Below are 24,856 nucleotides of genomic sequence, written 5' to 3' on the forward strand. Positions count from 1 at the left end.
GCTTTATTTAAATGATACTTTTCTCAGATCCAACTTTTGCTGTCGAAGATAAATTATTTCCTCAAAAATATACATTTCAAATAAAGGGAAGGCTAATCATTTGGGATGAACCGCAATTGATGGGGATTTTGAATTTGACACCTGATTCCTTTTACTCAGGGAGCCGTGTAAAAATCGATCGGGACGACATCCTAAAAAAAGCAGAAAAAATGATTCAGGATGGAGCTGACATCCTGGACTTGGGAGGATATAGTAGTAGACCGGGAGCTGAGGATATTTCTGAAGAGGAAGAATTGGCAAGAGTTATCCGACCGATTTCCTGGATTTCTGAAGCATTTCCTGAAATCTTGATTTCGATTGACACTTTCCGCTCCAATGTCGCCAAACAAGGAATCGAATCTGGCGCCCATCTAGTTAATGATATTTCTGGGGGAAGTATGGACTCAAAGATGTATGAGGTGGTGGGAAAGCTTCAAGCACCTTATTTCTTGATGCATATGCGAGGCACGCCTCAGACAATGCAGCAAAAAACAGATTACCCGAAACTTTTGCCAGATATATTGAACTATTTCGCGAAAAAACTGCATCTTATAAAAGAGTTTGGCATCAAAGATGTAATTATTGACCCGGGATTTGGCTTTGCGAAAACCTTGGAGCAAAACTACCATATCCTCAAAAATCTGGAGATTTTCAAAACTCTCTGCCATCCTATTTTGGCTGGATTATCTAGAAAATCCATGATTTACAAACTTCTAGGCTGTGGGCCTGATGATTCACTTAATGGAACTACAGCTCTTAATATGTTTGCCCTTTCGAAAGGTGCTAACATACTTCGAGTTCATGACGTTAAAGAAGCAAACGAAACCAGAAAATTATTTAAACAATTATACGCTTGACCTTTCTTTTTAAAATAGGATTCTTGGATGTTTCCATCGTGAACATGATTGATATCGCGTTGGTATCCTTCCTATTGTACCAAGTGTACAAGCTTCTTAAGGGTAGTGTTGCCATCAAGATTTTCTTGGGCTTTTTATCAATTTATTTGGTTTACCTTTTGGTCCGTGCTCTTCAAATGGAATTGCTCTCCTCTATTTTGGGACAATTCATGGGAGTCGGTGTTTTGGCGGCTATCATCATTTTTGCTCCAGAGATTCGAAAATTCTTGCTCTTAATCGGACGCTCTTCTCTCCTATCAAGAGATAATATTTGGAAGGATTTGCTGTTTTTCTGGAGAAAAAAAGAAAACGCTTCTTTCAATATCAATCCCATCATCGAAGCATCAAAAACCCTTGCGGGAAGTAATACCGGTGCTTTGATGGTCATTTCGAAAAGTACCGAATTGAAATTCTATGCGGAAAGTGGTGACATTCTGGATGCTGAACTTTCTAAGCGATTATTGATTTCCATTTTCAATAAATACAGTCCACTTCATGACGGTGCAGTGATTATTCACAATGGAAAAATTAAAGCTGCTCGATGTATTTTGCCTGTAACTGAACGAGAGGTTCCAGCCCAATTTGGTCTTCGCCACCGAGCTGGGATAGGAATGTCAGAAGCTACGGATGCAATTATTCTAATTATTTCCGAAGAAACAGGACAAATTTCCATGGCTAAAAATGGAAAAGTCCTTCATAACATGTCCTTCCAGGAAGTTCGAGAAACATTGAATGATTATCTGAACAATCTCGATGTAGATGAGGGATTTGAAAATCTGGAGGACTATGAGCTCAATAAGAAAAGGAAAATGGTCATGACCAGTAAATCTTGATTTTCACAAAATCCAGAAATAGAAAAAGGCCAGATTTGAATCTTCAAATCGGGCCTTTTTAATGGTTTTTGTTATTAATTAATAACACCTAGTTCCTTCCCAACTTCAATAAATGCATCAATTGCTTGATCAAGATGATGCTTTTCATGACCTGCTGAGATTTGTACTCGAATTCGGGCTTCTCCTTTTGGTACTACTGGGTAATAAAATCCGATTACATATATACCTCTGTCCAAGAGCTTCTCTGCCATTTTTTGTGAAAGAACCGCATCATACAACATAATCGGTACAATTGGATGCTCACCAGGCTTTATATCAAAACCAGCTGCTTCCATTTTGGCTCGGAAATATTTTGTATTGTCTTCTAGTTTATCCCGAAGTTCTGTAGTCTCAGAAAGAAGATCGAAAACAGCAATCGAAGCACCTGTAATGGATGGAGCCAAAGTGTTGGAGAAAAGATATGGTCTGGATCGCTGACGGAGTAGTTCGATAATTTCTTTCCTTCCGGAAGTAAATCCACCAGATGCCCCTCCTAGTGCTTTCCCGAGAGTGCCAGTGATAATATCGATTTTTCCCATAACCCCTCGGAATTCATGAACACCACGACCGGTTTTTCCCATAAAACCTGTAGAATGGCACTCATCCGACATCACCATCGCTTCGTATTTTTCAGCTAGTTCTACGATTTTATCCAACTGTGCGATAGTACCATCCATGGAGAATACCCCATCTGTCACAATAATTTTTTGCATTACTCCTGCTTCATTGGCTTCTTTTAGTTTAGCTTCCAAATCAGCCATATCATTATGCGCATATCGATAACGCATGGCTTTGCAAAGTCGTACCCCATCGATAATAGAAGCATGATTTAAGGCATCTGAAATAATGGCATCCTCTGGTCCCAGTAAGGGTTCAAAAACACCACCATTTGCATCAAAGGCAGCGGCATAAAGAATCGTATCCTCAGTTCCCAAGAATTCTGAAATCTTCTTTTCCAACTCTTTATGAATGTCCTGTGTACCACAGATAAAGCGAACCGATGACATTCCAAAACCATGGGAATCAATGCTCTTTTTTGCGGCATCAATTACCTTAGGATGAGAGGAAAGCCCCAAATAATTGTTGGCGCAGAAATTCAAGACTTTTTTTCCTCCCTCGATGGTTATCTCAGCCGCTTGAGGAGAAGTAATAATGCGTTCTTTTTTAAATAATCCTGCTTCCTTAATAGCAGCAATCTCTTTTTCAAATTTGGGTTTGATCTGTTCGTACATGATATGATATACTTGATTTAAATTATTGTCATTTGATCATTTCCATTGATCAAAAATTCCAACAAGAGGTCTGAATTTTATTACTTTTGCGCTGGTAAACCCAAATATAAACAAAAAGCCACGCACCATTCGAAGGCTTTTGATAGATCGCTAAAAATGGAAAAAATTCTTGTAATCGGAGCCGCTGGACAACTAGGCTCTGAGCTTACGAAAGCACTAACAGACCGGTACTCAGGAGAACAAGTTATCGCAACAGATTTGAATGCTGATGCGAAAGAGAAGTTCGATTATTGCAGATTTGAAGTGCTGAATGTTTTAGATCAGGAAAAAGTAAGGGGCTTGGTTCAAAACGAAGGAATCACCCAGATTTATCATTTGGCCGCAGTCCTATCTGCAACTGGAGAAAAACGACCATTATTCGCTTGGCAGTTAAACATGGATTCCCTGCTTTTCATTTTGGAATTAGCCAGGGAATTCAAACTCAACAAAGTTTATTGGCCATCATCTATCGCTGTATTCGGCCCAAATACACCTAGTGTTAATACTCCACAATACTGTGTAAAAGAACCCAATACGGTTTATGGTATTTCCAAGCAAGCGGGAGAGCGATGGTGCGAATATTATTTTGAAAAGTACGGAGTGGATGTACGCAGCCTTCGATATCCAGGACTTATCGGATATAAGTCACTTCCCGGGGGAGGTACAACAGACTACGCAGTAGATATTTATCACAAAGCATTAAAAGGAGAAAAATTTACCTGCTTTTTGAAAGAGGACAGCATGCTTCCCATGATGTATATGCCTGATGCTATCAAGGCTACCATAGATCTTATGGAAGCTCCTAAAGAGTCCGTAAAAATTCGATCTAGCTATAACTTAGCGGGTATGAGCTTTACTCCGAAAGAGATTTTTGAAAGCATTAAAAAGCATTATCCAAATTTCGAGATTGAATACCAGCCGGACTTTAGACAAGCTATTGCAGATGGATGGCCGGATAGTATAGACGATCACTTTGCTAGAGAGCATTGGGGTTGGAAGCCAAGTTATGATCTAGAGGCCATGACTCAGGATATTTTGGAGAACCTTCCCAAATATTTTGAATTCTGACCAACAAAAAAGCAGGGAATTTAAACCCTGCTTTTTTTATAGCTTTTGAGAAATCTCCTCTGAATCAAATCCCAAGGTAATACTACCATCAGGATAAAGGATTATAGGCCTTTTAATCATACTAGAATTATCTGCCAAAACTGGAATAGCCGTATTCGCTTTCTCAAGGGCCTTTCGCTGACTTTCATCCATTTTACGATAAGTCATTCCCTTTTTGTTGATCACAGATTCCAACCCAGCTTTTTCAATAAATGACTGAAGTAATTCAGGTGTGGGCTTTTGCTTTTTATAATCGATGAAATCATACTTGACTCCCTGACTTTCCAAAAAGTCAAAGGTCTTTTTCATCGTATTACAGTTTTTAATTCCGTAGACGAATAAACTCATTTGATTTTATTTTTATTATTTATGGATTTCGATCATACTTTCCCGGTGGGCTTCCAAGATTCGATCAATCAGCTCATCGGTAAGTGCTGTGGACAAAAACAAACTTTCAAATTGGGAAGGTGCTAAATAGACACCTCTTTGAAGCATGGCTTGGAAATATTTCCCGAATAAGGCCGTATCGGAGGTTTTTGCGGATTCAAAATCAACAACAGGTTCTGGAGTAAAAAAGAGCGAATACATGCTTCCAAGATGACTCACTGTGTAATCATACCCCAATTCCAGATTGATTTTTTTGATCCCTTCACTGATTTTCATCCCAATCTGGTTTAGCACACCGTATGTTTCAGGATGATCATTCAAAAATCCGAGCATAGCCAAACCAGCAGCCATGGCAATCGGATTCCCGGAAAGTGTTCCTGCTTGATAAACAGGTCCGGAAGGAGAAACAAAATCCATGATCTCTTTTTTCCCTCCATAAGCTCCTACTGGCATTCCTCCACCTATAATTTTTCCTAAAGTGGTCATATCTGGGGTAACCCCATATAATTCTTGCGCTCCACCGGGTGCTAGACGAAAACCTGTCATGACTTCATCAAAGATCAAAACGATCCTTTCTCGATTACATATCTCACGAAGTCCTTCTAAATAACCTGGCATCGGAATAACCAAACCCATATTTCCTGGCACTGGCTCCAAAATTAAGGCAGCAATCTCGTCTTTATTGAATCGAACTAATTCTTCGATAGCTTCTAAATCGTTATATGGTGCCAACAAAGTGTCCTTTGCTGTACCAGCTGTTACACCAGGAGAATCTGGTTGACCCATGGTAACAGCACCAGATCCTGCAGCAATTAGGAACGAATCACCATGACCATGGTAATGGCCTATCATTTTTATGATTTTGTCTTTTCCGGTAAAGCCTCTGGCAACGCGGATGGCAGACATAGTGGCTTCTGTACCAGAGTTTACCATTCGAACTTTCTCTACAGAAGGTACCATTTTAGTAATAAGCTCAGCTATCTCAACTTCTCTAGCTGTTGGAGCTCCGAAGGATGTTCCTTCGTGCATGGCCTGAATCACAGCCTTCCGAATCATAGGATGATTATGGCCCAAAATCATAGGCCCCCAGCTATTGATTAACTCAATGAAGGGATTATCATTTTCATCAAATAGAAATGCTCCATCCGCTCTTTTAATAAAAAGAGGTTCTCCTCCTACTGCACGAAAAGCACGAACAGGAGAATTCACTCCTCCTGGGATAAATTGTTGAGCATGGGCAAAAAGCCGCTTGCTTTCAGAAATGTTCATGGATTATTTATCGGTTTCAATTCTCCTTCCACAAAATGGAAAACAGGAACGTATCGATTTGAATTGCTATTCTGGAAATTAAATCCCCATGTAAGCTTACCTGCTTGGAACACCTGTTGATCCAAACTAGTTCGGAAGTCAGTATCCAAATCAGGGTTTAAATTGGAATAAAGCCAATACACTAACTCAGTTCCTAAAATTGAGTTTGTACTGGGAAAAAATGAATAACTCCTATAAAACTGATCCTTCAATTGGACCATTTTCTCAGATTCAAAATTTGGGGTGTTATTCGAAATAAAATAGAAGTTGTCATAAGGCAACATCTCATAATTGGCAAAATTGAAGGTCAGCCAAGAATCCATCACAAAGATCGGAACTGAAGTCGTCACTGATTCTACCAAAGACAAAATTGGATCAGCCATGTTAGGATCATCGGATAATACCACAACTTGATCCACCAAAACTTCTACACTATCCAAGGTAGGTCGAATCCCTAAATTTGTTAGAAAAGTGGCCGCATTTCTAGGTGAAATTTCCTGATAATTCACTAATTCAAAACCATCATTTTCTAGCTTATCTTTTAGCAGTTCTGCGACTTTAGTATCTCTTGAACTCCCACCGAAAGCAATTGCAATACGATCCCCAGCTAGAGAAGATTTTAAGCCTTTTGCGATTCCCTCAGCAATGTTTTCAGACGAAGGCCTGAAAAGATAGCTATAGGAATTACCTACATAACGGTCCCCTAAATTAGATAATGGGTGTATGAATGGAATTTTAGCCGCTTCTGCAAATGAACTCACCAAGTCCGTTTCCTCAGGATAAATAGGTCCTATGATCGCATCAGCATTTTGAACCTGTTCTTCTTCCAAAATAGCACGAACTGCATCCATTGATCTTTTGGAATCAAAAGTATTTAAACTAACACTCATTCCCTCCTTTTTCAATTGATTGATAGCAAGCTGTATACCTTGATACAATTCATAGATAAAACCCTCTGTCGCAATTGATTGGCTTGAATTGGAAAAAGGTAAAATCACCACCAAGTCAAAGACCCCATTATTTGAGCCAGTAGAACTCCAGTTTTGATTTTGTCCTTGCAATTCATAGAACAGTGACTTTTCATCTGAGGAAAGTACATTCTTTTTTCGCAAAACAGCACTTAGAGCAGCGGTATAGACTGGTAAATTTTGATATTCCTTCAAATTGCGAATCAAAAAATCAGGACTCTCTTTCACTAAATAATCATAAGCTAAATTGGAGGCTTTGCTTTCGAATTTTTGTTCTTGAATACTAGCAACAACTGGCAATGCCTCCAAAGAATTATTATTAAGAAAATAAGCTTGTGCCAATAAAATTTTCGACTCGTTTTGATGCAACCATGATCGTTCAGCAAGAGGTTTCAAGAGATCAATAGCAGCTTGGGCCTGATTAGCTTTAATAGCGGCTTCTCCTGCATGAAATGCAGCATAAAGGGCTAAATCTCCGTAACTCGCTTCATCTGTAAATTCTCGAAAAGCATTCATTGCCTCCCAATAGTTACCACTTTGAAGGTTGCTTTTGGCTGACCGATAGCCGTCAGGAATAGACTGAGCAAAAACAAAAGAAACCAGGAAAAAAAGAGGCAAAAAGAATAGAGATTTCCGCATTGATTCAGTATCTATTTAGCTTGAGGAGCAAATTTAACCCATTATTTCCAAACCCAAAGTTTGGTGTTTCAGGATGTAAAAACAAAACCCGAACCATTGGCTCGGGTTTTAACAAGTATTGAGATTTTCTTATTCCCATTCGATGGTTGCTGGTGGTTTTGAAGAAATATCATAAACCACTCGATTCACGCCCTTCACTCGGTTGATAATTTCATTGGACATTTTACCGAGAAAATCATAAGGCAAATGAATCCAGTCAGCAGTCATACCATCTACAGAGCCAACAGCTCGTAGTGCAACTACTCGCTCATAAGTCCGCTCATCTCCCATCACTCCTACGGATTGAATCGGAAGCAAAATAGCTCCTGCCTGCCAAACCTGATCGTAAAGACCGTGATTTTTAAGACCTTGAATGAAAATATGGTCAACTTCCTGAAGTGTTTTTACCTTATCTTCAGTGATATCTCCTAAGATTCGAATAGCCAAACCTGGACCTGGGAAAGGATGTCTTCCTATAATATTTTCCGGTATCTCAAGAGCACGTCCTACTTCACGAACCTCATCTTTAAAAAGGGTATTTAGTGGCTCAACCACAGAAAGCTTCATGAAATCCGGTAATCCTCCCACATTGTGGTGAGACTTGATAGTGGCAGATGGTCCCTTTACAGAGACTGATTCAATTACATCAGGGTAAATAGTTCCTTGTCCAAGCCATTTTACGCCTTCAATTTTGTGAGCTTCATCATCAAAGACTTCGATAAATACTCTACCAATCGCTTTTCGCTTCGCCTCTGGATCAGTCAATCCAGCCAAGGCATCATAAAACCGCTGCTTGGCATCAACACCGATCACATTTAATCCCATGTGCTTGTAGGAATCCAATACTTCTTCGAACTCATTTTTCCGAAGCAACCCATTATCTACAAATACACAAGTCAATTGATCACCAATTGCTTTGTGGATCAAGGTGGCAGCTACCGAGGAATCAACTCCTCCAGAAAGCCCCATTACAACCTTATCAGAACCGATTTTCTCTTTTAAATCAGCAACTGTAGAATCAATAAAGGTATCAGAAGTCCAGTCTTGCGTACAGCCACAAATTCCGACCACGAAATTTCTGAGAAGATTTTTTCCTTCCAAAGAATGAGTTACCTCAGGGTGAAATTGAATCCCATAAGTTTTCTCTCCTTCAACTTTGAATGCTGCTACCTCCACGGATGGCGTACTGGCAATCACTTTAAATCCCTCTGGCAGCCTTTTGATGGTATCCCCATGAGACATCCAAACTTGGGAGCCATGAGTCATTTCTTTTAAGAGATCGTGATGTAAATCAATATGATCCAAATTGGCTCGTCCGTATTCCCGGATTGTGGAAGGCAGAACCTCTCCTCCGTATTTATGGGCAAGCAACTGAGAACCATAGCACACTCCCAAAAGAGGAAGCTGCCCTCTTAAACTATCCAAATCCAAATCAGGAGCTCCTTCATCACGAACACTACACGGAGAGCCTGAAAGAATCACTCCTTTAATATCAGAGGTGATTTCAGGAACCTTATTGTAAGGATGGATTTCACAGTAAACATTAAGCTCTCTAACTCTTCGGGCGATGAGTTGGGTGTATTGAGAGCCAAAATCGAGGATCAAAATTTGTTCTGCCATGCGCAAAGGTAAGCATGGCTAACCGTATGTTAAAGGTTGGCAAAGAAAATTTGGGAGTAGATTGGAAAATTAGAAAATTGAAAAATTAAAAAATCTTGAAAATCCACTACTTAATGGATAAAAAGGCTGCTTTAGGGTTTTCCTTTAATAGAACATTCCAATCGTCTTCGGTGAATTTACTTTCACTCAATATTGGAATAAGCTTTTCAAAAATATTGGTAAAGGGCTGAAAATCCCCTCCACCTTCTTTGGCTGGATCGTACCAGCCAGCGTCATGAGAAATCAGCACATTCCCGAGAATCCCATGCTCTTTGGCAAATATCAAACGATCTACATAAGGATCAATCGCCCAGCCAATTCCATCTAAACTGATCCAAACTCCCAACTCGGCAGCTACTTTGTAGTTTTCAAAATCGGGCTCATTTTGAGCGTGTACCCAGACAAACTCTGATGGCTCCACTCCCATTTCTTGTAGTATTTGTACTTCCTGTTTGGCTGTACTCCAAGAGCCAGTGTGAGAAGCAATGGTCAAACCTGTATTAAGATGCGTGATCGCGGCGGCACGGACCAACTTTTGATCAGTTTCAGAAAGTGGATCAAATTCATTTACAGAAATCTTGATAAATCCAGGGTAAATCTTTGTTCCGTCTATTCCATTTTCATACTCTTTAATCCAGCGAGCAGCAAGTTCTTCGGCAGATTCAGTTTGGACAAAATCGGGCAAATATTTTCCTCCAACCGCCCCATAGAAACCAGTATTTGTGAGGATTTGAATTCCAGATTTCTCACTAAGTTCTTTCAGCAATAAAGGATCTTTTCCCAAATAACTGGGAGTACAATCAAGAATCGTTTTAACTCCAAATTTTTTTAAATCTTCTAGGTAAGGAAGAACTTTATGTACAACTGAATCTCGATTCCACCTTTCAAAGTTGATTGAATCCGCCCCAATAAAATCCACCAACATGTGCTCATGAATCAAAGTCAAACCCATTGAGTCGATAGAAATCTTTCCGGTGACTGTATTTATGTTATTATCAAATTTATTGGAAGGAGAGCTCTGACAGGAAATGAACAGAATGCTTAGGAAAATGGAAATCAAAAACTTAGACATGAAGGGGAGATTTGTTTCTTTGTTCAAGATATTAGTAGGAAATCAATTTTTCAATCCTGACTTAATCCACTTATTCGGCTTCTTCCTCCCCAAAAAGTGTCTGCAACTCGACTGCATCAATTCCTTTTTCTTCTTGCAAAAACTTCCCAAACGCAGCCGTGCTTCCATGAGTTAAATAGACTTTTTCAGCTTCTGTAGCTTCAATAGCTTGAATTAATCCTTCCCAATCAGCATGGTCTGACAATACAAATCCCCTATCCGCTGCTCTTCTCCTTCGGGTTCCTCGAATACTCATCCAGCCTGAACAAATTCCTGTTCGATAAGGAGAAAATTTCCGCATCCAAGGTGTCCCCATGGCAGAAGGAGGAGCGATAATGAGGGCACCTTGATATTCACTTTTCGGAATATCCGTATTTACTTTTGGCACATCCCAAATATCTATGCCATTTGCAAGTAATGCTTGGTTTGTGTTACAGATAGCCCCATGCACAAAAACTTTCCCAATTTCCCGGTTAAGGTTTTGTAAAATTCGCTGAGCTTTTCCCAATGAATAGGCAAAAAGTACCGAATTCCTACCCTCACTTGTGTTTTCTTTCCACCAATTATTGATTTGGTCAAAAATCGCTTGTTGGGATTCCCATTTATAAATCGGTAATCCGAAAGTACACTCCGACACAAATTCATGGCATTTGATGGATTCAAAAGGAGTTGAAAGCCCATCCGCTTCGACTTTATAATCTCCACTCACTACTGCGATTTTACCTTGATATTCCAATCTTACTTGGGCAGAACCGGGAATATGTCCAGCAGGATGAAGTGAGATTCTCACTCCATTTACTGTTTTAACCTCACTATAATCAACAGTTTCCAAATTGATTTCAGAACCTAACCGAAGTCGCATTACCTCGGCAGAATGATGATGAGCTAAATATTTTTTCATTCCCCACCGAGCATGGTCTGAATGCGCATGGGTAATCACTGCCCTGTTTACAGGACGCCAAGGGTCAATAAAAACATCTGCCGGAGGACAGTATAGACCAAATTCCGTTAGCTCAAGTAAATTCAAATTCTAATGCCGATTGAGTTTAAATAAATTGTAAAACTCATGTCTAAATTAAAAAAATTTTGAAGGCCTATTCCCACTTACTAATCTTGAGGTAGAGAATAGAAATAAACTTGAAAATTAAATTTCCTCCACTTCCCGATCCGGCTTGGCATAAGAAAAACGAGCCAATTTTTTCCCTACATGGTATTCATCCAAGCCAGATACTGTAACTGTCTCGAGAACATTTAAATCCAAAGAGCCATCCGTTCTGAGCCCCTTTTCTTCCACGAAGATATGCTCGATGCTTCCTATCACTAGAACTGTTTCATTTACTTTCAAAGTTTGGGTTTCTACCAAACTGCATCCAAGTTGAAGGGGGCTTAACTTCACAAAAGGGGCATAGAAACCTTCTCTGTACAGTTCCCCTAGCCCTGTTTTTTCAAACTCGCTCCCTTCCCATCTAGCAGATGTCCAATGAGCCTCTTTGACAAAATCAGGAGAAACTTGATTTAAAGTAAATGATCCTGTATCCAGAATGTTCTCTAAGGTATCACGCTTGACAGTATGTGGCCGAAAAAGAATCCCAACAAGCGGTGGTGTAGCTCCAATGTGAAATACTTGAGAGAAAGGAGCCAAATTGGTGACGCCCGTTGAGTTTTTCGTTCCGATCAGGTTTAGGCTTTTGTAACCTGAGAGGCAATTGATCAGATTTCTACGGAAGAAAGAATCCGATTCCAAAATGTCAGATTTGGAGAAATGTCGCATCATTTAGCAATAGCTTCTTCTATAGAGTTACAATATTTGATATCCAACTGATCGATAATATTGTCAGGATAGTTTTGAAGAATTTGATCTTTGGCTATCTGCACCATTTTTTCAAACCACTTTTCATCTGGCAGGATTTTTCGGTGCGTTTTCACTCCATATTGAAGCATGTCCTTTTTCCAATAGATAAAGTACCACTCCATGGTAGGCTGATGGAAAGCTCGTAAAGATCTTTTGTCAAAAATGAATTTTTCATAATCACCCTCTTTAACGATTTCACCAATCTGCTGAAAGGCTTCCTTGAAGTCTTCAATCGGAATATAATCAGAGAGCAATTCGCAGAGGATAATTTTTAACTCTGGACTTTTTAGAACACGAAGATATTTCTGTTCAAAAGCCAATTCAAAATCTTGTATTTCGGAGGATTGCAAAATATCGTTCATAGCAAAGGATGGAAATTAGTAAACGGATTTTTTTCGCTGCTCCTCAGAGCGGCTTACTTCCTGTCTGAATTGCTCCAATCGCACTTCCAAATTGGATGCATATTCAAGCGTCGTACGCATCATGTCTTGCTGAGACTTAATTTGTTCCTTAAGCCTAGCAAGTTCTTTATTGACTTCAGAAAGTTTATTTTCGTACTCCTTTTTAAGCCTTTCTTTTTCTAATTGGGCTTTCCTCAATTCTTCCTTAAAAATTAGGAATGATTCAGGTGGTGTCTTCATATTCACAGTTCGTTCTTCTCGGGACCGTACCCTCATTTATGACAAATTTGAACGGTAAATTGTTTTTAAATCATTTCAAATTGGACATTCCTCCATCCACGTGGAGAATTTGGCCTGTCATCCAAGAGGATTCATTCGACAATAAATATTTTGCAGCCTGGGCAATGTCTTCCGGCTTACCAAATCTTCCTAGTGGATGTCGCTTGTTACTCGCATCTCTTTTGTCATCAGTAGATAATAGTGCTGAAGCTAGCGGAGTGTCTGTTAAAGAAGGAGCTATTGCATTTACTCGGATATGATAAGGCGCCCACTCAGCTGCAAGAGATCTGGTCAGCCCTTCAATAGCACCTTTTGCAGAAGCAATTCCGGCATGAAAGCCCATCCCAGTTTGTACTGCTACAGTGCTGAACAAAACCACAGAAGCATCTTTTGAACGCTTTAACCCTTTAAGACAAGCTTGTAATACTCTAACTGCCCCGAAAAAATTCACTTCCATTTCCTGACGAAAATCTTCCATCGAAATCCTGTGGAAAGGTTTAAGGTTAATCGTACCCGGAGTATAAATTAGCCCATCAATTACTTCCGGTAATCCAGGCATTTCTTCGAAATCAGCACTTGTATCCAAAGCGGTTGTTCCTTCCCCACTTTTTGAATACAGAAATAAGTTTGATCCTAATGCCTGGCAAGTTTCCGCCAGAGCTTTTCCAATTCCGGAGTTACCTCCAATAATGACAATATTCTTTCCTTTCATGAACTTTTTGATTTCTTCCTCTAAAGTCGATTCAAATAGATTTTGTTTAGAAATAGACATAAAAAAACCGGACAATCGCCCGGTTTAAGAAGTTGGTTTTAGCTTAAATTATTTTACCAGATTGATGTATTTCAAAAACTCATTTCGAGTTTGTTCATCTGTTTCAAATTTCCCGGAATAAAATGAGGTAACTGTAGAACTATTTGTGTCATTAATACCACGAGAACTTACACACATGTGGTACGCATCCATGATTACTGCTACGTCCTCTGTTCCAAGAGCTTCTTTCAATTCATTTCCAATCTGCATGGTAAGACGCTCCTGAACCTGAGGCCTCTTAGAAAAATATTGAACTATCCGGTTGATTTTTGATAATCCAATCACATTGCCATTGGAAATATAAGCTACATGAGCTCTACCGTAAATCGGAACAAAATGATGCTCACAATGAGAAAAAAACGTGATATCTTTTTCAACAAGCATTTGGTTGTACTGGAACTTGTTCTCAAAGAGCTTTGCATTCGGCTTATTTTTCGGGTTCAAACCCGAAAAAACCTCTTTTACGTACATCTTAGCTACTCGATGAGGAGTTCCTTTCAGGCTATCGTCGGTCAAATCCAAGCCCAAAATGTTCATGATTTCCTTGAAGTGCTTTTCAATCAACTCGATTTTTAGATCGTCATCCATTTCGAAAGCATCTTCCCGAAGCGGTGTTTCGAGAGAGGTAGCAACATGCTCTTCTCCCAATTCCTCAAATGAAGTGCGGGAAATATCAATTCCCATCGTATTCAACAAAGTTTCTTTCTGTTTCATATAGCCGAATGCTTAAATCGTATTTCCGATCAATTTTTTCCCTCAAAATATTCCAAATAACCACTGCAATGTTTTCTGCAGTTGGATTGAGATTCTTGAATTCATCGGTGTCTAAGTTTAAATTTTTATGATCAAATCTATTTAATACATGCTCTTTAATTAAATCGCTGAGCAATTTCATGTCATAAACATAACCAGTTTCAGGATCAATTTCTCCACGAAGCATGACATGAAGGTCATAATTGTGCCCATGGAAATTTGGGTTGTTACACTTTCCAAAAACAGCCTGATTTTTTTCATCAGACCAATTTGGATTGTGAAGCCGATGAGCGGCATTGAAATGTTCCTTACGGATTACTGTTACTTTCATTAATTCCTTGAACAGGGAAATTTTTCTTTTTGTTTAATTATTATTGAATTTCTTTAAACAAAAATCTCAAAACCCTGATTTTCATATTTTTAATAATTCCCGCAAAAATAGAATTTTATTTCTGCGACTGGTGTTATCTATTCAAATACCGAATAAAAAAAGCATTAATAATTAAAAAAGGTTCAAAATAAGCCAAACTCTGATCTATCTCAATCACCGGATAGTGAAGAAAAACCAACCCGGAAAACAACCACTATGAATATTATCCAAATTCTATTAGCAGGGATGTTGTCATTAGGACACACGTCTAAAACTACCCCTGAAAAACCCAAATCCGAAAATGTGATCCATGCAAAGGATCCCTATGCTCAGTTACAAGAAAAATTCGATGTATTACCTGATCGAACAATCTTCGATAAAGCTTTGGCAGGCTGGTCTCATTTAAAAGAAGACCTTCGTAATCCAATGCTGACTATCATTGACTTCAGTTTACCTTCTACTGAAAAACGAATGTGGGTCATCGATCCAAAATCCATGGAAGTAAAACTCCATACAGTAGTTTCTCATGGAAGGAATTCTGGAAATCTATTTGCAGAGTCATTCTCCAACATTCCAAATTCCTATAAAAGCAGCCTAGGTTTTTACAAAACAGCAGAAACCTACCAAGGTAAACATGGCTATTCACTTCGATTGGATGGCTTAGAAAAAGGATTCAATGACAAGGCAAGAGATCGAGCCATTGTAATCCATGGAGCTGATTATGCTCGGGAGGAAGTTGCCAAATCATCAGGAAGACTAGGAAGAAGCTTGGGTTGTCCAGCATTACCTTCTGAAATCTCCAAGGAAGCCATTGATTTGATCAAGGACGGTTCGTTGATATTCATTTATGGAGAAGATGAAAAATATCTGAGCAACTCACCGGTTTTATCTGAAGCCCTACTTTCTCAACCTGTCTAAAATCTCTTGATCTCGGTAATATAAATCAGGTCTAAAGTAAGGGTTGCCTTTTCCATCAGTCCAAAAAGTCAAGTAGACGACATAAACAGGGATTTTTTCGGTCAATTCCACTTTTACCTCATGATCCTGATTCATGGATTCTTTTATTTTTTCATCTGTCCATTTTTCTTGGTCCTGAAGAAGTAATTTGGCGAAATCGAATGGCTTGGCTAGACGAATACAACCATGACTCATTGAGCGTGTATCCCGATCAAAAAGATGCTTAGCAGGAGTATCATGAATGTATACACTAAAAGAATTAGGAAACATAAACTTCACCAAACCCAGAGAATTGGATGGTCCTGGTTTTTGTCGAATCAAGTAGGGAATTGACCTTCCTTTCCAATTCACTAATTGAGGGTCAATAGCTTGACCGGAATAGGAAAGCACTTCCATATTATTCCTAGCGAGGTAATTAGAGTTTTTTCGTACTGCAGGGATAATTTCTTTATTGACAATTGAAGTTGGCACATTCCAATAAGGACTAAAAACGATATAACTCATCGTCGCTCGAAACACAGGTGTTTGATTATCAGTTTTCCCCACAATCACTTTGGAGAAAAAAACTGTATCAAACCTATTCAAATACACCAGACTGAAATCTGGGATATTGACCATGATTGCTTCAGAGGACAACTGCGAGTCTTCCAACCATCGCAATCGCTCCAGGTTTACAGAAATTTTTCCAATCAAATCCTCTGGAGAATGATTCAGTGCGGCTAAGGTATTTTTGCCAATAATTCCATCAGCTTCTAATCCATTATCTTCCTGAAATCGGATTATTGTATTAAAAAGAAGGGAATCATAGGTTTTGGATTCGAAATCCCCAACATCCAAATAATTCCAAAATGCCAATCGCTCTCGGATGGATGGAATAGCCCCATCACTTTCTCCTACTTTTATGGATTTATTTGTTCGGAGATTTGACCAATCCAACTCATCTTCCTCCATTCGCGAAACCAAGTCTCTGATAACTTCTCTTCCCTTTGAATAAGCATTCATTTTGGGATATAGGTCAATCAACAAAGGTCTAAGAGCCCTATCTTTTGCCAATTTTTGGAAGAAAACAGGAGAATTAAAATTCGCAGCCTTTTTGGGAATATTCCAGGATTGATTCAATTTGGAAGGATCTAATTTCCCTTGATCTAGATCCTGAGCCAACCGAATAACTGCATCCGAAAGAAATAGCTCTATATCAGCCAAATCTTCCAAAAATGGTTCAAATCCGGCTTTTTTATTTTCTTCAATTGCTTTAAAAAATGTCTGAATCAGCGCAAAATGATAATCCTGAGGATTCAATCCATCAAATTTGGATTGCTCTATTTCATATCTGAGTTCATAAGCAAGCTCTGATAATTCATTTGAATCAATCCAAAGCGATTCAAAATTCCTAGAACCATAAAATTCAAGAATAGAATTATGATTTTGAATTTCACGTCCCCTCAATTCTAAAACGGACTTTCCTCCAGTATTTTCCAGACGGGATTTTAGCAATTCACTTAAATCCTGAGAGAAGGAAAATTGATAAAAGAATAAAAAAATAAAGAATAAAAGGGGTTTCATATCATCTTATTCTATTGGAAAATCTTGGTATTTTCTGCCTAAAGCCCAAACATCCTTCAGCATGGTCAGAAAATCCCCCATACGATGAAGTGGTATCAAATTCGGCCCATCACTAAGCGCTTTGGCAGGTTCCGGATGGGTTTCTATGAAAAATCCATCCACACCAGTGGCCGCTGCTGCTCGAGCTAGGAATGGAGCAAATTCCCTTTGTCCACCACTGCTTCCACCTTGCCCTCCAGGTTGTTGTACAGAATGCGTAATATCAAATACTACCGGCGCAAATTGCCTCATGATTGGCAAAGCTCTCATATCTACCACCAGGTTATGATATCCTAAAGAAAAGCCTCTTTCAGTAAGGCAAACATTGTCATTTCCCGCTGAGCGAACTTTTTTAACAGCAAACTGCATATCCTCCGGAGCCATAAATTGCCCCCTTTTGATTTTAACAGCTTTTCCTGTTTCCGCAGCAGCAAGAAGCAAATCAGTTTGACGACATAAGAACGCTGGAATCTGTAGCACATCTACTACTTCAGCAACCTCTTTGGCCTGATAGCTTTCGTGAATATCTGTAACCAATGGAATATCCAAAGCCTGTCCTACTCGCTGAAGTACTTCCAGAGATTTATCCATCCCTATACTTCGGAAAGAAGATGATGAAGTTCTGTTGGCTTTATCAAAGGAAGCTTTAAAAACGTAGGAAAACCCATGCTCTTCTGCCCAAGCCTTTACTTTTGTACCAATTTCCAAGCAAATATCATAGCTTTCAACAGCACAAGGTCCTGCAAAAAGAACAGGTTTATCACCACCCAAAACCACTTTTTCGGTGATTTTCATTTTTTGATCAGTTCTATTCATCATTTTTCTCCGATAAAGATTCAATCAAAGGAATCAACTTTCCTTTGGCATGTAATAACAAATCAGCCACTTCTCGAAAAGCTCCATTTCCTCCATTCATTTTCGTCACAAAATCAACCTGGTGCTTGATGTAAGAAATAGCATCTGCTGGACAAGCAGTCAAACCAACTCGCTTCATAATCGGAAGATCTATCAAATCATCCCCGATATAAGCGACTTCCCTTTCCTCCAATTCAAGAGTCTCAAGTAATTCGGTTAGCTTTTTTCCCTTGTCCTTGATTCCATGGTAATGAAAATCAAATCGCAATTCCTCACACCGGTTCTCCACGACTTGAGATTTTCTTCCTGTTATGGCCCCAACCATTATACGATTTCGGCGTAGGAACTGGACGATATATCCATCTTTTACTTGAAATTTTTTCAGCTCCATCCCCTCATTATCATAAATGATTCCACCGTCTGTCATCACCCCATCGATATCGGTAATAAGCAATTTGATTTGCTCGGCTTTTTCCCAAACGGCATCGGGAATATGACTGAAGTAGTCTTTGATTATTTCTTCTGTTTCCATTGTATTGAATAAAGATCCAGTCTTCGCTGTTCAAGATTTCTTACACTACCTGCCTTTCGCTGCTTTGTCAGCAAATCTAAATCAACGTCTGCCACGATGGTGGTTTCTGCATTTTCAGAAGCCTGAGCTACGATGGAGTCATGTGGAAATGAAAAGTCAGAAGGGCTATAGATAGCAGCTTGAGAATATTGGATATCCATGTTTTCTACTTTCGGCAAATTACCCACAGAACCGGTAATCGCCACATAGCATTCATTTTCTATAGCACGAGCGCGAGCACAGGTATTTACCCGTAGGAAAGCATTTTTGGTATCTGTCCAAAAAGGAACAAATAGAATGTCCATTTCCTGCTCTGCAAGAATACGTCCCAATTCCGGGAACTCTACATCATAACAAATCAAAATACCTATTCTTCCAGCATCTGTATCAAAAACCCGGATTCCATTTCCTCCTTGCAAACCCCAGTAAGAGGCTTCATCAGGAGTAATATGAAGTTTGTATTGCTTATCATGCGTACCGTCTCGACGGCAGAGGTAACTTACATTTCGAAGTTTTTTTCCATCATATTCAGGCATGGAGCCGGCGATAATGTTGACATTGTAAGACACAGCCAAATCGCTCATCCTGCTCACAATTTCCTGAGTATAATCTGCAAGATTTCGAATCGCTTCTGAAGCATCCATATCATTGAATTCTGACAAAAGCGGAGCATTAAAAAATTCAGGGAAAAGGCAAAAATCAGATTTATATCCCGAAATAGTATCCACAAAGAATTCAACTTGTTGCATCAAATCATCCACATTGGAAAAACGACGCATTTTCCACTGAACTAAGCCAAGTCGAACAATCGACTTTTGGTTACCAATGAGCTTCTCATCCTTCTCGTAATAAATATTGATCCATTCCAACAAAGTGGCATAGGCTCTGGAATCTTTATCTTCTGGAAGGTACTTAGTTATTACTTTTCGTACGTGGAATTCATTGGCTAATTGGAAGGAAAGTACTGGGTCGAAGATTTCCTTGTTCTTGACCAATTCAATGTACTTTCTGGGGGTCATTTCCTCTGCGTATTTAGAATAGCCTGGAATTCTACCTCCAGCGATAATGGAACGAAGGTTCAGGTTTTCGCATAATTCCTTCCTTGCATCATACAAACGTCTCCCCAAACGCATTCCTCGATAATCCTGATGCACGAATACATCTGTTCCATAAAGTGTATCCCCTTCCTCGTCATGGGTATCAAACTTCCCATAGCCAGTAATCTGATCATAAGTGTGATTATCACCGAATTTGGCATAATCCACAATGATACTTAGGGCAGCCGCTACTACCTTTCCATTATCCTCAATACAGATTTGCCCTTCAGGAAATACTTTAATTTGATTTTTGAGCTCTTGCTTGGACCATGTCATGGCTTTATCCCGATAAATCGAAGCCATGATTTCCCGAATATCCTCAAAATCAGATAGTTTAATATTCCGGAGTTTAAGCCGGTGTTCGAGTTCTTCTCTTTGTTTACTCATGATTCAAAATTAAGCCTTTTCCATCAAAAATTTTTGAAAGCCGTCTATCAACTCTAAAAAACAAAATTTTATTCTGATTAGTAATATCAAGTAACTGTTCTCATCCTATGATCGAGATTTATTAATATTTTGTCATTTGATTTCTAAAAGACATTAACTCAATATGCAATCTGCATTAAACGCTGACACCCAAAAAACAAGCTTTGATTTTTTATCCTGGTTTGAAGAAATGATGAATTTCAGTCTCTTCAACTTAGGAGAATCTAAATTAACAATTGGCCTTCTACTTACATTGGCCATCTCATTTTTAGTTCTATTTGTTGGATCGGAATGGATTCGCAGGCTTCTTGTCAACCGAATTCTCAAAAAATACCACATCACAGAAGGAACCCGGCTTTCGATCGGCACCATGGTAAAATATATCCTGATTCTAGCAGGTATTTTTTCCATCTTACAAACGAACGGGATTGATCTAAGCGCTTTTGGAGTTTTGGCAGGTGCTATTGGTGTAGGTATCGGTTTTGGTCTTCAAAATATCACTAACAACTTCATCAGTGGTCTAATCATTCTATTCGAACAACCCATCAAAGTTGGAGATCGCATCGAGGTTGGAAATGTAAATGGGGATGTAATAAAGATATCAGCCCGCTCTACGATGGTAGTTACTAACGACAACATCACCATTATTGTACCCAATAGTCAATTTATTGATAATCAGGTAATAAACTGGTCCCACTCGGACCGGATGGTTCGTTTCAATTTTTCGGTGGGTGTGGCTTATCGAGAAGATCCGGAAAAGATCAGAAAGATTCTTTTGGAAGTTGCAAAAGATAATAAGGGTGTCCTGGATAAACCTGAAACAGATGTGCTCTTCGAAGAGTATGGAGACAACAGTATCAATTTCAATCTAAGGGTCTGGACTTCAGAATATGTGAATAGACCCAAGGTGTTGAAAAGCCAATTGTATTTTGAAATATTCAAGCGATTTAGAGAGCAAGGAATTGAAATTCCTTTCCCACAGCGGGATTTGCACCTCCGATCAGGATTTGAAAATTTAAAAAATTAGGCTAATTTTCGAAGTTAAGACCAATTGGCTCTCTATGAGCCTGATAATGAGAAAGCTAGTATTACTTTTATTCTTTTCTTTTGGTTTTGCGTTTTTAGGATCTACGCAAAGTTTTTACCGCTATCGTTTCGAGGAGCCTTGGTCTATTTCAGCGAGTATAGGACCTACTCAGTACTTTGGTGAGCTTTATTCATTTTGGAAATATTCAGAGGGAGTGCAACCTGATTGGAATGCAAATTTTGCTTTCAATTATACATTTGGAACTCACTTAAGAGCAAGAGGAGAGTTCTCTTATATCAAAATGTCAGGACAGGACCCTCCTTCAGACCCTAGGGCATATCGAACACCAAGAAACCTACATTTTAGAGCAAGAAACCTGGAATTGACAGGAATTATCGAATATTATTGGCATCCTGTCAAAGTCCCCAATATCCACCGTCCGCTTTGGAATCCATACATATTCTTTGGACTGGGAATGTCCACGAATAACCCTCAGGCCCAATTGGATGGAGAATGGGTAGATCTCAGACCTTATCAATTGGAAAACAATCCATATAATCGATACATCATGGTATTCCCTATGGGACTGGGATTTAAGTACAAGTTGAATGTATATATGGATTTGAAATTTGAGGGGAATTATCGCTTCACCTTGACTGATTACATGGATGATATTTCGGCCTACAATGTGAGCGAGTTTTACATGGATTTGGTGGATGATTATGTATCTGGTAAAAATCCTGATAGACTTCGATTAGCTATTCGAAACCCAGATTTTTTGGATGATAATGGCATGCCAGACATTGACAAAATTCTGCGAAATAATGGAAGAGTCAGAAGAGGCTCAGGATTGCGACATCGATTTGATGGATACATGACAGTCAATGTAGGATTGGAAATTCACTGGTCTCAAGATATTTTTCAAAACTGGATATTCAGAAATCGTATCTACGAAAAGCGATTCAGATTCTGGTAATTTTCTACGCTGCTGAGAATTTCAGGAAGGTTTTTTGTAATTTGGATATACAGCTGTAAACCAATTCATCCAGAATCAACTTTAAAACCCAGCAGTAGTGAATTTAAACTTTTGGGAATTTCTTGCCGGTTTGGGAATCTTCCTTTTTGGAATGAACCAAATGGAATTAGGGCTTCGGGAGCTCACGGGTAGATCTTTTCGGAATCTCCTTAAAAAATTTACCAATCACCCAATAAAGGGGATTCTTACAGGAACGATCATCACCTCCATTCTTCAGAGTAGTTCCTTAGTCACCTTAATGGTATTGGCATTTCTAGGAGCCGGAGTTCTAAGCCTCAAGCATGCTTTGGGAGTAATTTTGGGAGCTAACCTTGGGACAACCATTACTGCTTGGATCGTTTTTTTACTAGGATTCAAAGTCAGCATAGCCTCATTCTCTCTCCCATTTATTGGAATTGGGGCATTGATATCCATCTTGCTTGGCAGAAATCTAATCATTAAAAATTTCGGCATTTTCCTAGTTGGCTTTGGCTTTCTCTTTTTTGGAATGGACTTGATGAAAGTGTCCATCGAGAGTCTTTCAGGCTCTATTGATTTTGCCCAGTTTACCGATTTTGGCTTAATCGTTTTTCTTTTGGTTGGGCTCGTAATAACTGCCTTGATTCAGTCCAGTTCGGCAACCATGGTGATTTTATTAAGCGCTATTAATTCCGGGATTTTAGCTTTGGATCAAGCGGCAGCAGCAGCGATTGGAGCAAATATAGGAACCACGATTACTGTCACATTAGGGGCAATTGGAGGAAGTCCAGATAAGAAACGATTAGCCTTGCTTCATTTTTTATTCAATGTGGTCACAGGCTTAATCGTATTCTTCTTTGTACCAATAATTGTCAATTGGATTGTTAAAATGGATTTTGGTCAGGATCCATTATTCGATTTGGCTTTGTTCAACACGGTCTTAAATCTTTTTGGAATCTTCCTTTTCTACCCATTTTTGAAGCCCATCACCCATTGGCTGACGGGAAGATTTGTACGCACCGAAAAACCTCATACCCGTTACATTCAAAATGTTGACGTGGAAGTTCCTGAAGCAGCCATTCAAGCTTTGGATAAAGAACTTTTGATTTTATACGCCAAGGCAAAGTCCTTTATATTCCTAACCATGAATTTGAATGATGGCTCAATAAAATCAAGGGGAATTTTTGATAAGATTTTGAACCAACCTTTGGACTACATCACTCATTATCGTGAATTAAAAAATATTGAGGATGAAATCACTGCCTATCATTTAAAGCTTCAGAAAAGCAGTATTAAGGAGGATGAAGCAAAAAAACTTATTTCCCTTATGCTTTCTGTGAGATTGATGATTTTTGCTGCGAAAGACTTTAAAGACATTGCCCATAATATTAAAGAAATCCTTCTTTCAAGCAGAAATTTACCCAAAGACTTTTTAGAAAAGCTTCAGCAAATGGCCCAAGAGCGCATTCATCAAATTGATAGAATGGTAGAAAATCAAGTGGAGAAAATAGAAATCCCTCAATGGATGTCGAGAAACGAAGAAGAGGCAGATAGAATGATTGAAGAATTATTTGAACAGGCAAAAAATCATAAGACTGATATTCCTTTTTCTACGCTTTCCAATGTAGCCAAAGAGTTCTCGAGAGGCTTATATAATTTGGGTGCCGCCGTGATACACTGGCGACACCCAATAAATGTTGTGTTTGACCCAACCGAGGTCCCAACCTTACAGTCAAACCTTCAGGCTAAGGACTCCTAAATCACCTTGATACAAAACTGTTTCAGTCACACCTATTTGATAGGCAGGACTTGATGCATGGTGACCAGAAACCAAAAACAACAAGTGAATTCCCTCCTCTTGGCAAAACGCTACAATACCCTTCTCAACTTCTCGAGCACTATAGGTATGCTGATGAAAAACGATTTCTTCGTTGCCTGATTGGAATAAATCCATGCCCTGTTTTATCTCCTTAGAGGAAGCAAAATTTTCAGGGGTATTGACAAATAGTTGATGAACAGAAGCCTTAAAAGCTTTTACAAGAGATTTGATTTCAGCAAAAGCTTTTGGCGCATCCTCATGGAATGTTGACGCAAAAGCAATTTTCCTGAAATCATTCCCATCCAAGGCTTTTTTGACTGCCAAAACAGGCATTGGGGCAAGTCTCAACATTTTTTGGAGATTGGAACCAATGAATTTCCCTTCTTCGAACCCTTTCCCATAAGCTCCCATAACGATCATATCAGCCTGATTTGCTTGTGCCACTCGCAAAATTTGCTCATACGGCACACCTATTTTTACAATTTGTTCGATTGGAGCTTTCGCTGGTGCAACTTTTTGGATGTATTCAGGAAGGACTTCTTCCGCCTCTTCCATTTGTTCGATCAGATCTGGATATTTCTTTTGAGCTTCTTCAGAAAGCTTTTCAAAATCTATCTCAGATGGGATCACAGTTACCAAAAGAATTTTCGCATCAGTCTTTGATTGAATTTTTTGGGCAGTTTTCAATCCTTCTAATGAGTAGGATGAAAAATCAAAGGGCACAACGATGGTCTTCATGGTTATCT

General features: G+C 39.1%; 25 protein-coding genes. 7 read left to right on the plus strand and 18 right to left on the minus strand.

What is annotated here, in order from left to right:
- Window positions 1–11 precede the first annotated feature (11 nt).
- Window positions 12–896 (plus strand): dihydropteroate synthase, encoded by an 885-nt coding sequence (gene folP / locus NY014_RS04940; RefSeq protein WP_259413441.1) that lies wholly within the window; start codon window positions 12–14, stop codon window positions 894–896.
- Window positions 893–1,768 carry a diadenylate cyclase CdaA gene (gene cdaA, locus NY014_RS04945; RefSeq protein WP_259413442.1) on the plus strand — a complete coding sequence of 292 codons (876 nt, stop codon included), beginning with the start codon at window positions 893–895 and terminating at the stop codon, window positions 1,766–1,768. The genes folP and cdaA overlap by 4 nt, the downstream gene beginning before the upstream one ends.
- Before the next feature lie 74 nt (window positions 1,769–1,842).
- Here cdaA and kbl read toward each other — a convergent pair whose 3' ends face one another.
- A complete protein-coding gene (gene kbl, locus NY014_RS04950; RefSeq protein WP_259413443.1) occupies window positions 1,843–3,039 on the minus strand; it encodes a glycine C-acetyltransferase in 1,197 nt (398 codons plus the stop codon).
- 156 nt (window positions 3,040–3,195) lie between these two features.
- Between kbl and NY014_RS04955 the strand changes: the two genes are divergently transcribed.
- Complete coding sequence (locus tag NY014_RS04955; protein WP_259413444.1) at window positions 3,196–4,146, plus strand: NAD-dependent epimerase/dehydratase family protein; 951 nt, start codon at window positions 3,196–3,198, stop codon at window positions 4,144–4,146.
- Window positions 4,147–4,182: 36 nt separating this feature from the next.
- On the opposite strand, the gene NY014_RS04960 is transcribed toward NY014_RS04955, so the two are convergent.
- The 12 genes from NY014_RS04960 to NY014_RS05015 all read right to left on the minus strand — a co-directional run bounded on the left by NY014_RS04960 (window position 4,183) and on the right by NY014_RS05015 (window position 14,723).
- Window positions 4,183–4,533: a Spx/MgsR family RNA polymerase-binding regulatory protein gene (locus tag NY014_RS04960; protein ID WP_259413445.1), complete on the minus strand. Its 351-nt coding sequence runs from the start codon at window positions 4,531–4,533 to the stop codon at window positions 4,183–4,185.
- Between the two features lie 15 nt (window positions 4,534–4,548).
- Window positions 4,549–5,841 carry a glutamate-1-semialdehyde 2,1-aminomutase gene (hemL, locus tag NY014_RS04965; protein ID WP_259413447.1) on the minus strand — a complete coding sequence of 431 codons (1,293 nt, stop codon included), beginning with the start codon at window positions 5,839–5,841 and terminating at the stop codon, window positions 4,549–4,551.
- Window positions 5,838–7,487 carry an ABC transporter substrate-binding protein gene (locus NY014_RS04970; RefSeq protein ID WP_259413448.1) on the minus strand — a complete coding sequence of 550 codons (1,650 nt, stop codon included), beginning with the start codon at window positions 7,485–7,487 and terminating at the stop codon, window positions 5,838–5,840. Before NY014_RS04970 ends, hemL begins: the two co-directional genes overlap by 4 nt.
- A 129-nt stretch (window positions 7,488–7,616) precedes the next feature.
- Window positions 7,617–9,146, minus strand: coding sequence for a glutamine-hydrolyzing GMP synthase (gene guaA, locus NY014_RS04975; RefSeq protein WP_259413449.1), 1,530 nt, complete (start codon window positions 9,144–9,146; stop codon window positions 7,617–7,619).
- A gap of 106 nt (window positions 9,147–9,252) precedes the next feature.
- Complete coding sequence (locus NY014_RS04980) at window positions 9,253–10,257, minus strand: phosphotriesterase family protein (protein ID WP_259413450.1); 1,005 nt, start codon at window positions 10,255–10,257, stop codon at window positions 9,253–9,255.
- A gap of 70 nt (window positions 10,258–10,327) precedes the next feature.
- Entirely contained in the window at window positions 10,328–11,323 is a 996-nt protein-coding gene (locus NY014_RS04985; protein WP_259413451.1) for a ligase-associated DNA damage response exonuclease, read from the minus strand.
- Window positions 11,324–11,440: 117 nt separating this feature from the next.
- Window positions 11,441–12,070 carry a flavin reductase family protein gene (locus NY014_RS04990; RefSeq protein ID WP_259413452.1) on the minus strand — a complete coding sequence of 210 codons (630 nt, stop codon included), beginning with the start codon at window positions 12,068–12,070 and terminating at the stop codon, window positions 11,441–11,443.
- Complete coding sequence (locus NY014_RS04995) at window positions 12,067–12,510, minus strand: hypothetical protein (RefSeq protein WP_259413453.1); 444 nt, start codon at window positions 12,508–12,510, stop codon at window positions 12,067–12,069. The genes NY014_RS04990 and NY014_RS04995 overlap by 4 nt, the downstream gene beginning before the upstream one ends.
- 15 nt (window positions 12,511–12,525) lie before the next feature.
- Entirely contained in the window at window positions 12,526–12,825 is a 300-nt protein-coding gene (locus NY014_RS05000; protein ID WP_354003162.1) for a hypothetical protein, read from the minus strand.
- A gap of 34 nt (window positions 12,826–12,859) precedes the next feature.
- Window positions 12,860–13,540 (minus strand): SDR family NAD(P)-dependent oxidoreductase, encoded by a 681-nt coding sequence (locus NY014_RS05005; RefSeq protein WP_259413454.1) that lies wholly within the window; start codon window positions 13,538–13,540, stop codon window positions 12,860–12,862.
- A gap of 108 nt (window positions 13,541–13,648) precedes the next feature.
- The gene (folE, locus tag NY014_RS05010) at window positions 13,649–14,353 is read right to left on the minus strand and encodes a GTP cyclohydrolase I FolE (protein WP_259413455.1); all 705 of its coding nucleotides are present in this window, start codon (window positions 14,351–14,353) and stop codon (window positions 13,649–13,651) included.
- Complete coding sequence (locus NY014_RS05015; protein ID WP_259413456.1) at window positions 14,313–14,723, minus strand: 6-pyruvoyl trahydropterin synthase family protein; 411 nt, start codon at window positions 14,721–14,723, stop codon at window positions 14,313–14,315. The genes folE and NY014_RS05015 overlap by 41 nt, the downstream gene beginning before the upstream one ends.
- Before the next feature lie 255 nt (window positions 14,724–14,978).
- Here NY014_RS05015 and NY014_RS05020 point away from each other — a divergent pair, with 255 nt between their 5' ends.
- Complete coding sequence (locus tag NY014_RS05020; protein ID WP_259413457.1) at window positions 14,979–15,680, plus strand: murein L,D-transpeptidase catalytic domain family protein; 702 nt, start codon at window positions 14,979–14,981, stop codon at window positions 15,678–15,680.
- Here the strand turns inward: NY014_RS05020 and NY014_RS05025 are convergent.
- The 4 genes from NY014_RS05025 to NY014_RS05040 are packed head-to-tail and all read right to left on the minus strand — an operon-like array spanning window position 15,660 to window position 20,231.
- The gene (locus NY014_RS05025) at window positions 15,660–17,282 is read right to left on the minus strand and encodes a L,D-transpeptidase family protein (protein ID WP_259413458.1); all 1,623 of its coding nucleotides are present in this window, start codon (window positions 17,280–17,282) and stop codon (window positions 15,660–15,662) included. The genes NY014_RS05020 and NY014_RS05025 overlap by 21 nt on opposite strands.
- Before the next feature lie 6 nt (window positions 17,283–17,288).
- Window positions 17,289–18,137 (minus strand): 3-deoxy-8-phosphooctulonate synthase, encoded by an 849-nt coding sequence (kdsA, locus tag NY014_RS05030; protein WP_259414128.1) that lies wholly within the window; start codon window positions 18,135–18,137, stop codon window positions 17,289–17,291.
- Window positions 18,130–18,708, minus strand: a complete 579-nt coding sequence (locus tag NY014_RS05035; protein WP_259413459.1) for a KdsC family phosphatase — start codon at window positions 18,706–18,708, stop codon at window positions 18,130–18,132. The genes kdsA and NY014_RS05035 overlap by 8 nt, the downstream gene beginning before the upstream one ends.
- On the minus strand, window positions 18,690–20,231 hold the full coding sequence (locus NY014_RS05040) for a bifunctional GNAT family N-acetyltransferase/carbon-nitrogen hydrolase family protein (RefSeq protein ID WP_259413460.1): 1,542 nt from the start codon (window positions 20,229–20,231) through the stop codon (window positions 18,690–18,692). The genes NY014_RS05035 and NY014_RS05040 overlap by 19 nt, the downstream gene beginning before the upstream one ends.
- Window positions 20,232–20,394: 163 nt before the next feature.
- Here NY014_RS05040 and NY014_RS05045 point away from each other — a divergent pair, with 163 nt between their 5' ends.
- The 3 genes from NY014_RS05045 (at window position 20,395) to NY014_RS05055 (ending at window position 24,050) form a co-directional block, all read left to right on the plus strand.
- Window positions 20,395–21,297 (plus strand): mechanosensitive ion channel family protein, encoded by a 903-nt coding sequence (locus tag NY014_RS05045; protein WP_259413461.1) that lies wholly within the window; start codon window positions 20,395–20,397, stop codon window positions 21,295–21,297.
- A gap of 34 nt (window positions 21,298–21,331) precedes the next feature.
- A complete protein-coding gene (locus tag NY014_RS05050) occupies window positions 21,332–22,273 on the plus strand; it encodes a hypothetical protein (protein ID WP_494337110.1) in 942 nt (313 codons plus the stop codon).
- 97 nt (window positions 22,274–22,370) lie between these two features.
- A complete protein-coding gene (locus tag NY014_RS05055; RefSeq protein ID WP_259413462.1) occupies window positions 22,371–24,050 on the plus strand; it encodes a Na/Pi cotransporter family protein in 1,680 nt (559 codons plus the stop codon).
- Here the strand turns inward: NY014_RS05055 and NY014_RS05060 are convergent.
- Window positions 24,024–24,848, minus strand: a complete 825-nt coding sequence (locus tag NY014_RS05060; RefSeq protein WP_259413463.1) for a universal stress protein — start codon at window positions 24,846–24,848, stop codon at window positions 24,024–24,026. The genes NY014_RS05055 and NY014_RS05060 overlap by 27 nt on opposite strands.
- Between the last annotated feature and the right edge of the window lie 8 nt (window positions 24,849–24,856).

Origin of the sequence: Algoriphagus limi, assembly GCF_024919275.1 — a bacterium.
Taxonomy (GTDB): domain Bacteria; phylum Bacteroidota; class Bacteroidia; order Cytophagales; family Cyclobacteriaceae; genus Algoriphagus; species Algoriphagus limi.

Coding starts and splice junctions, on each gene's coding strand:
- folP (WP_259413441.1), top strand. CDS start 12: ATGATACTTTTCTCAGATCCAACTTTTGCTGTCGAAGATAAATTATTT.
- kbl (WP_259413443.1), bottom strand. CDS start 3,039: ATGTACGAACAGATCAAACCCAAATTTGAAAAAGAGATTGCTGCTATT.
- NY014_RS04955 (WP_259413444.1), top strand. CDS start 3,196: ATGGAAAAAATTCTTGTAATCGGAGCCGCTGGACAACTAGGCTCTGAG.
- NY014_RS04960 (WP_259413445.1), bottom strand. CDS start 4,533: ATGAGTTTATTCGTCTACGGAATTAAAAACTGTAATACGATGAAAAAG.
- hemL (WP_259413447.1), bottom strand. CDS start 5,841: ATGAACATTTCTGAAAGCAAGCGGCTTTTTGCCCATGCTCAACAATTT.
- NY014_RS04970 (WP_259413448.1), bottom strand. CDS start 7,487: ATGCGGAAATCTCTATTCTTTTTGCCTCTTTTTTTCCTGGTTTCTTTT.
- guaA (WP_259413449.1), bottom strand. CDS start 9,146: ATGGCAGAACAAATTTTGATCCTCGATTTTGGCTCTCAATACACCCAA.
- NY014_RS04980 (WP_259413450.1), bottom strand. CDS start 10,257: ATGTCTAAGTTTTTGATTTCCATTTTCCTAAGCATTCTGTTCATTTCC.
- NY014_RS04990 (WP_259413452.1), bottom strand. CDS start 12,070: ATGATGCGACATTTCTCCAAATCTGACATTTTGGAATCGGATTCTTTC.
- NY014_RS04995 (WP_259413453.1), bottom strand. CDS start 12,510: ATGAACGATATTTTGCAATCCTCCGAAATACAAGATTTTGAATTGGCT.
- NY014_RS05000 (WP_354003162.1), bottom strand. CDS start 12,825: ATGAGGGTACGGTCCCGAGAAGAACGAACTGTGAATATGAAGACACCA.
- NY014_RS05005 (WP_259413454.1), bottom strand. CDS start 13,540: ATGAAAGGAAAGAATATTGTCATTATTGGAGGTAACTCCGGAATTGGA.
- folE (WP_259413455.1), bottom strand. CDS start 14,353: ATGAAACAGAAAGAAACTTTGTTGAATACGATGGGAATTGATATTTCC.
- NY014_RS05015 (WP_259413456.1), bottom strand. CDS start 14,723: ATGAAAGTAACAGTAATCCGTAAGGAACATTTCAATGCCGCTCATCGG.
- NY014_RS05020 (WP_259413457.1), top strand. CDS start 14,979: ATGAATATTATCCAAATTCTATTAGCAGGGATGTTGTCATTAGGACAC.
- NY014_RS05025 (WP_259413458.1), bottom strand. CDS start 17,282: ATGAAACCCCTTTTATTCTTTATTTTTTTATTCTTTTATCAATTTTCC.
- kdsA (WP_259414128.1), bottom strand. CDS start 18,137: ATGAATAGAACTGATCAAAAAATGAAAATCACCGAAAAAGTGGTTTTG.
- NY014_RS05035 (WP_259413459.1), bottom strand. CDS start 18,708: ATGGAAACAGAAGAAATAATCAAAGACTACTTCAGTCATATTCCCGAT.
- NY014_RS05040 (WP_259413460.1), bottom strand. CDS start 20,231: ATGAGTAAACAAAGAGAAGAACTCGAACACCGGCTTAAACTCCGGAAT.
- NY014_RS05045 (WP_259413461.1), top strand. CDS start 20,395: ATGCAATCTGCATTAAACGCTGACACCCAAAAAACAAGCTTTGATTTT.
- NY014_RS05050 (WP_494337110.1), top strand. CDS start 21,332: ATGAGCCTGATAATGAGAAAGCTAGTATTACTTTTATTCTTTTCTTTT.
- NY014_RS05060 (WP_259413463.1), bottom strand. CDS start 24,848: ATGAAGACCATCGTTGTGCCCTTTGATTTTTCATCCTACTCATTAGAA.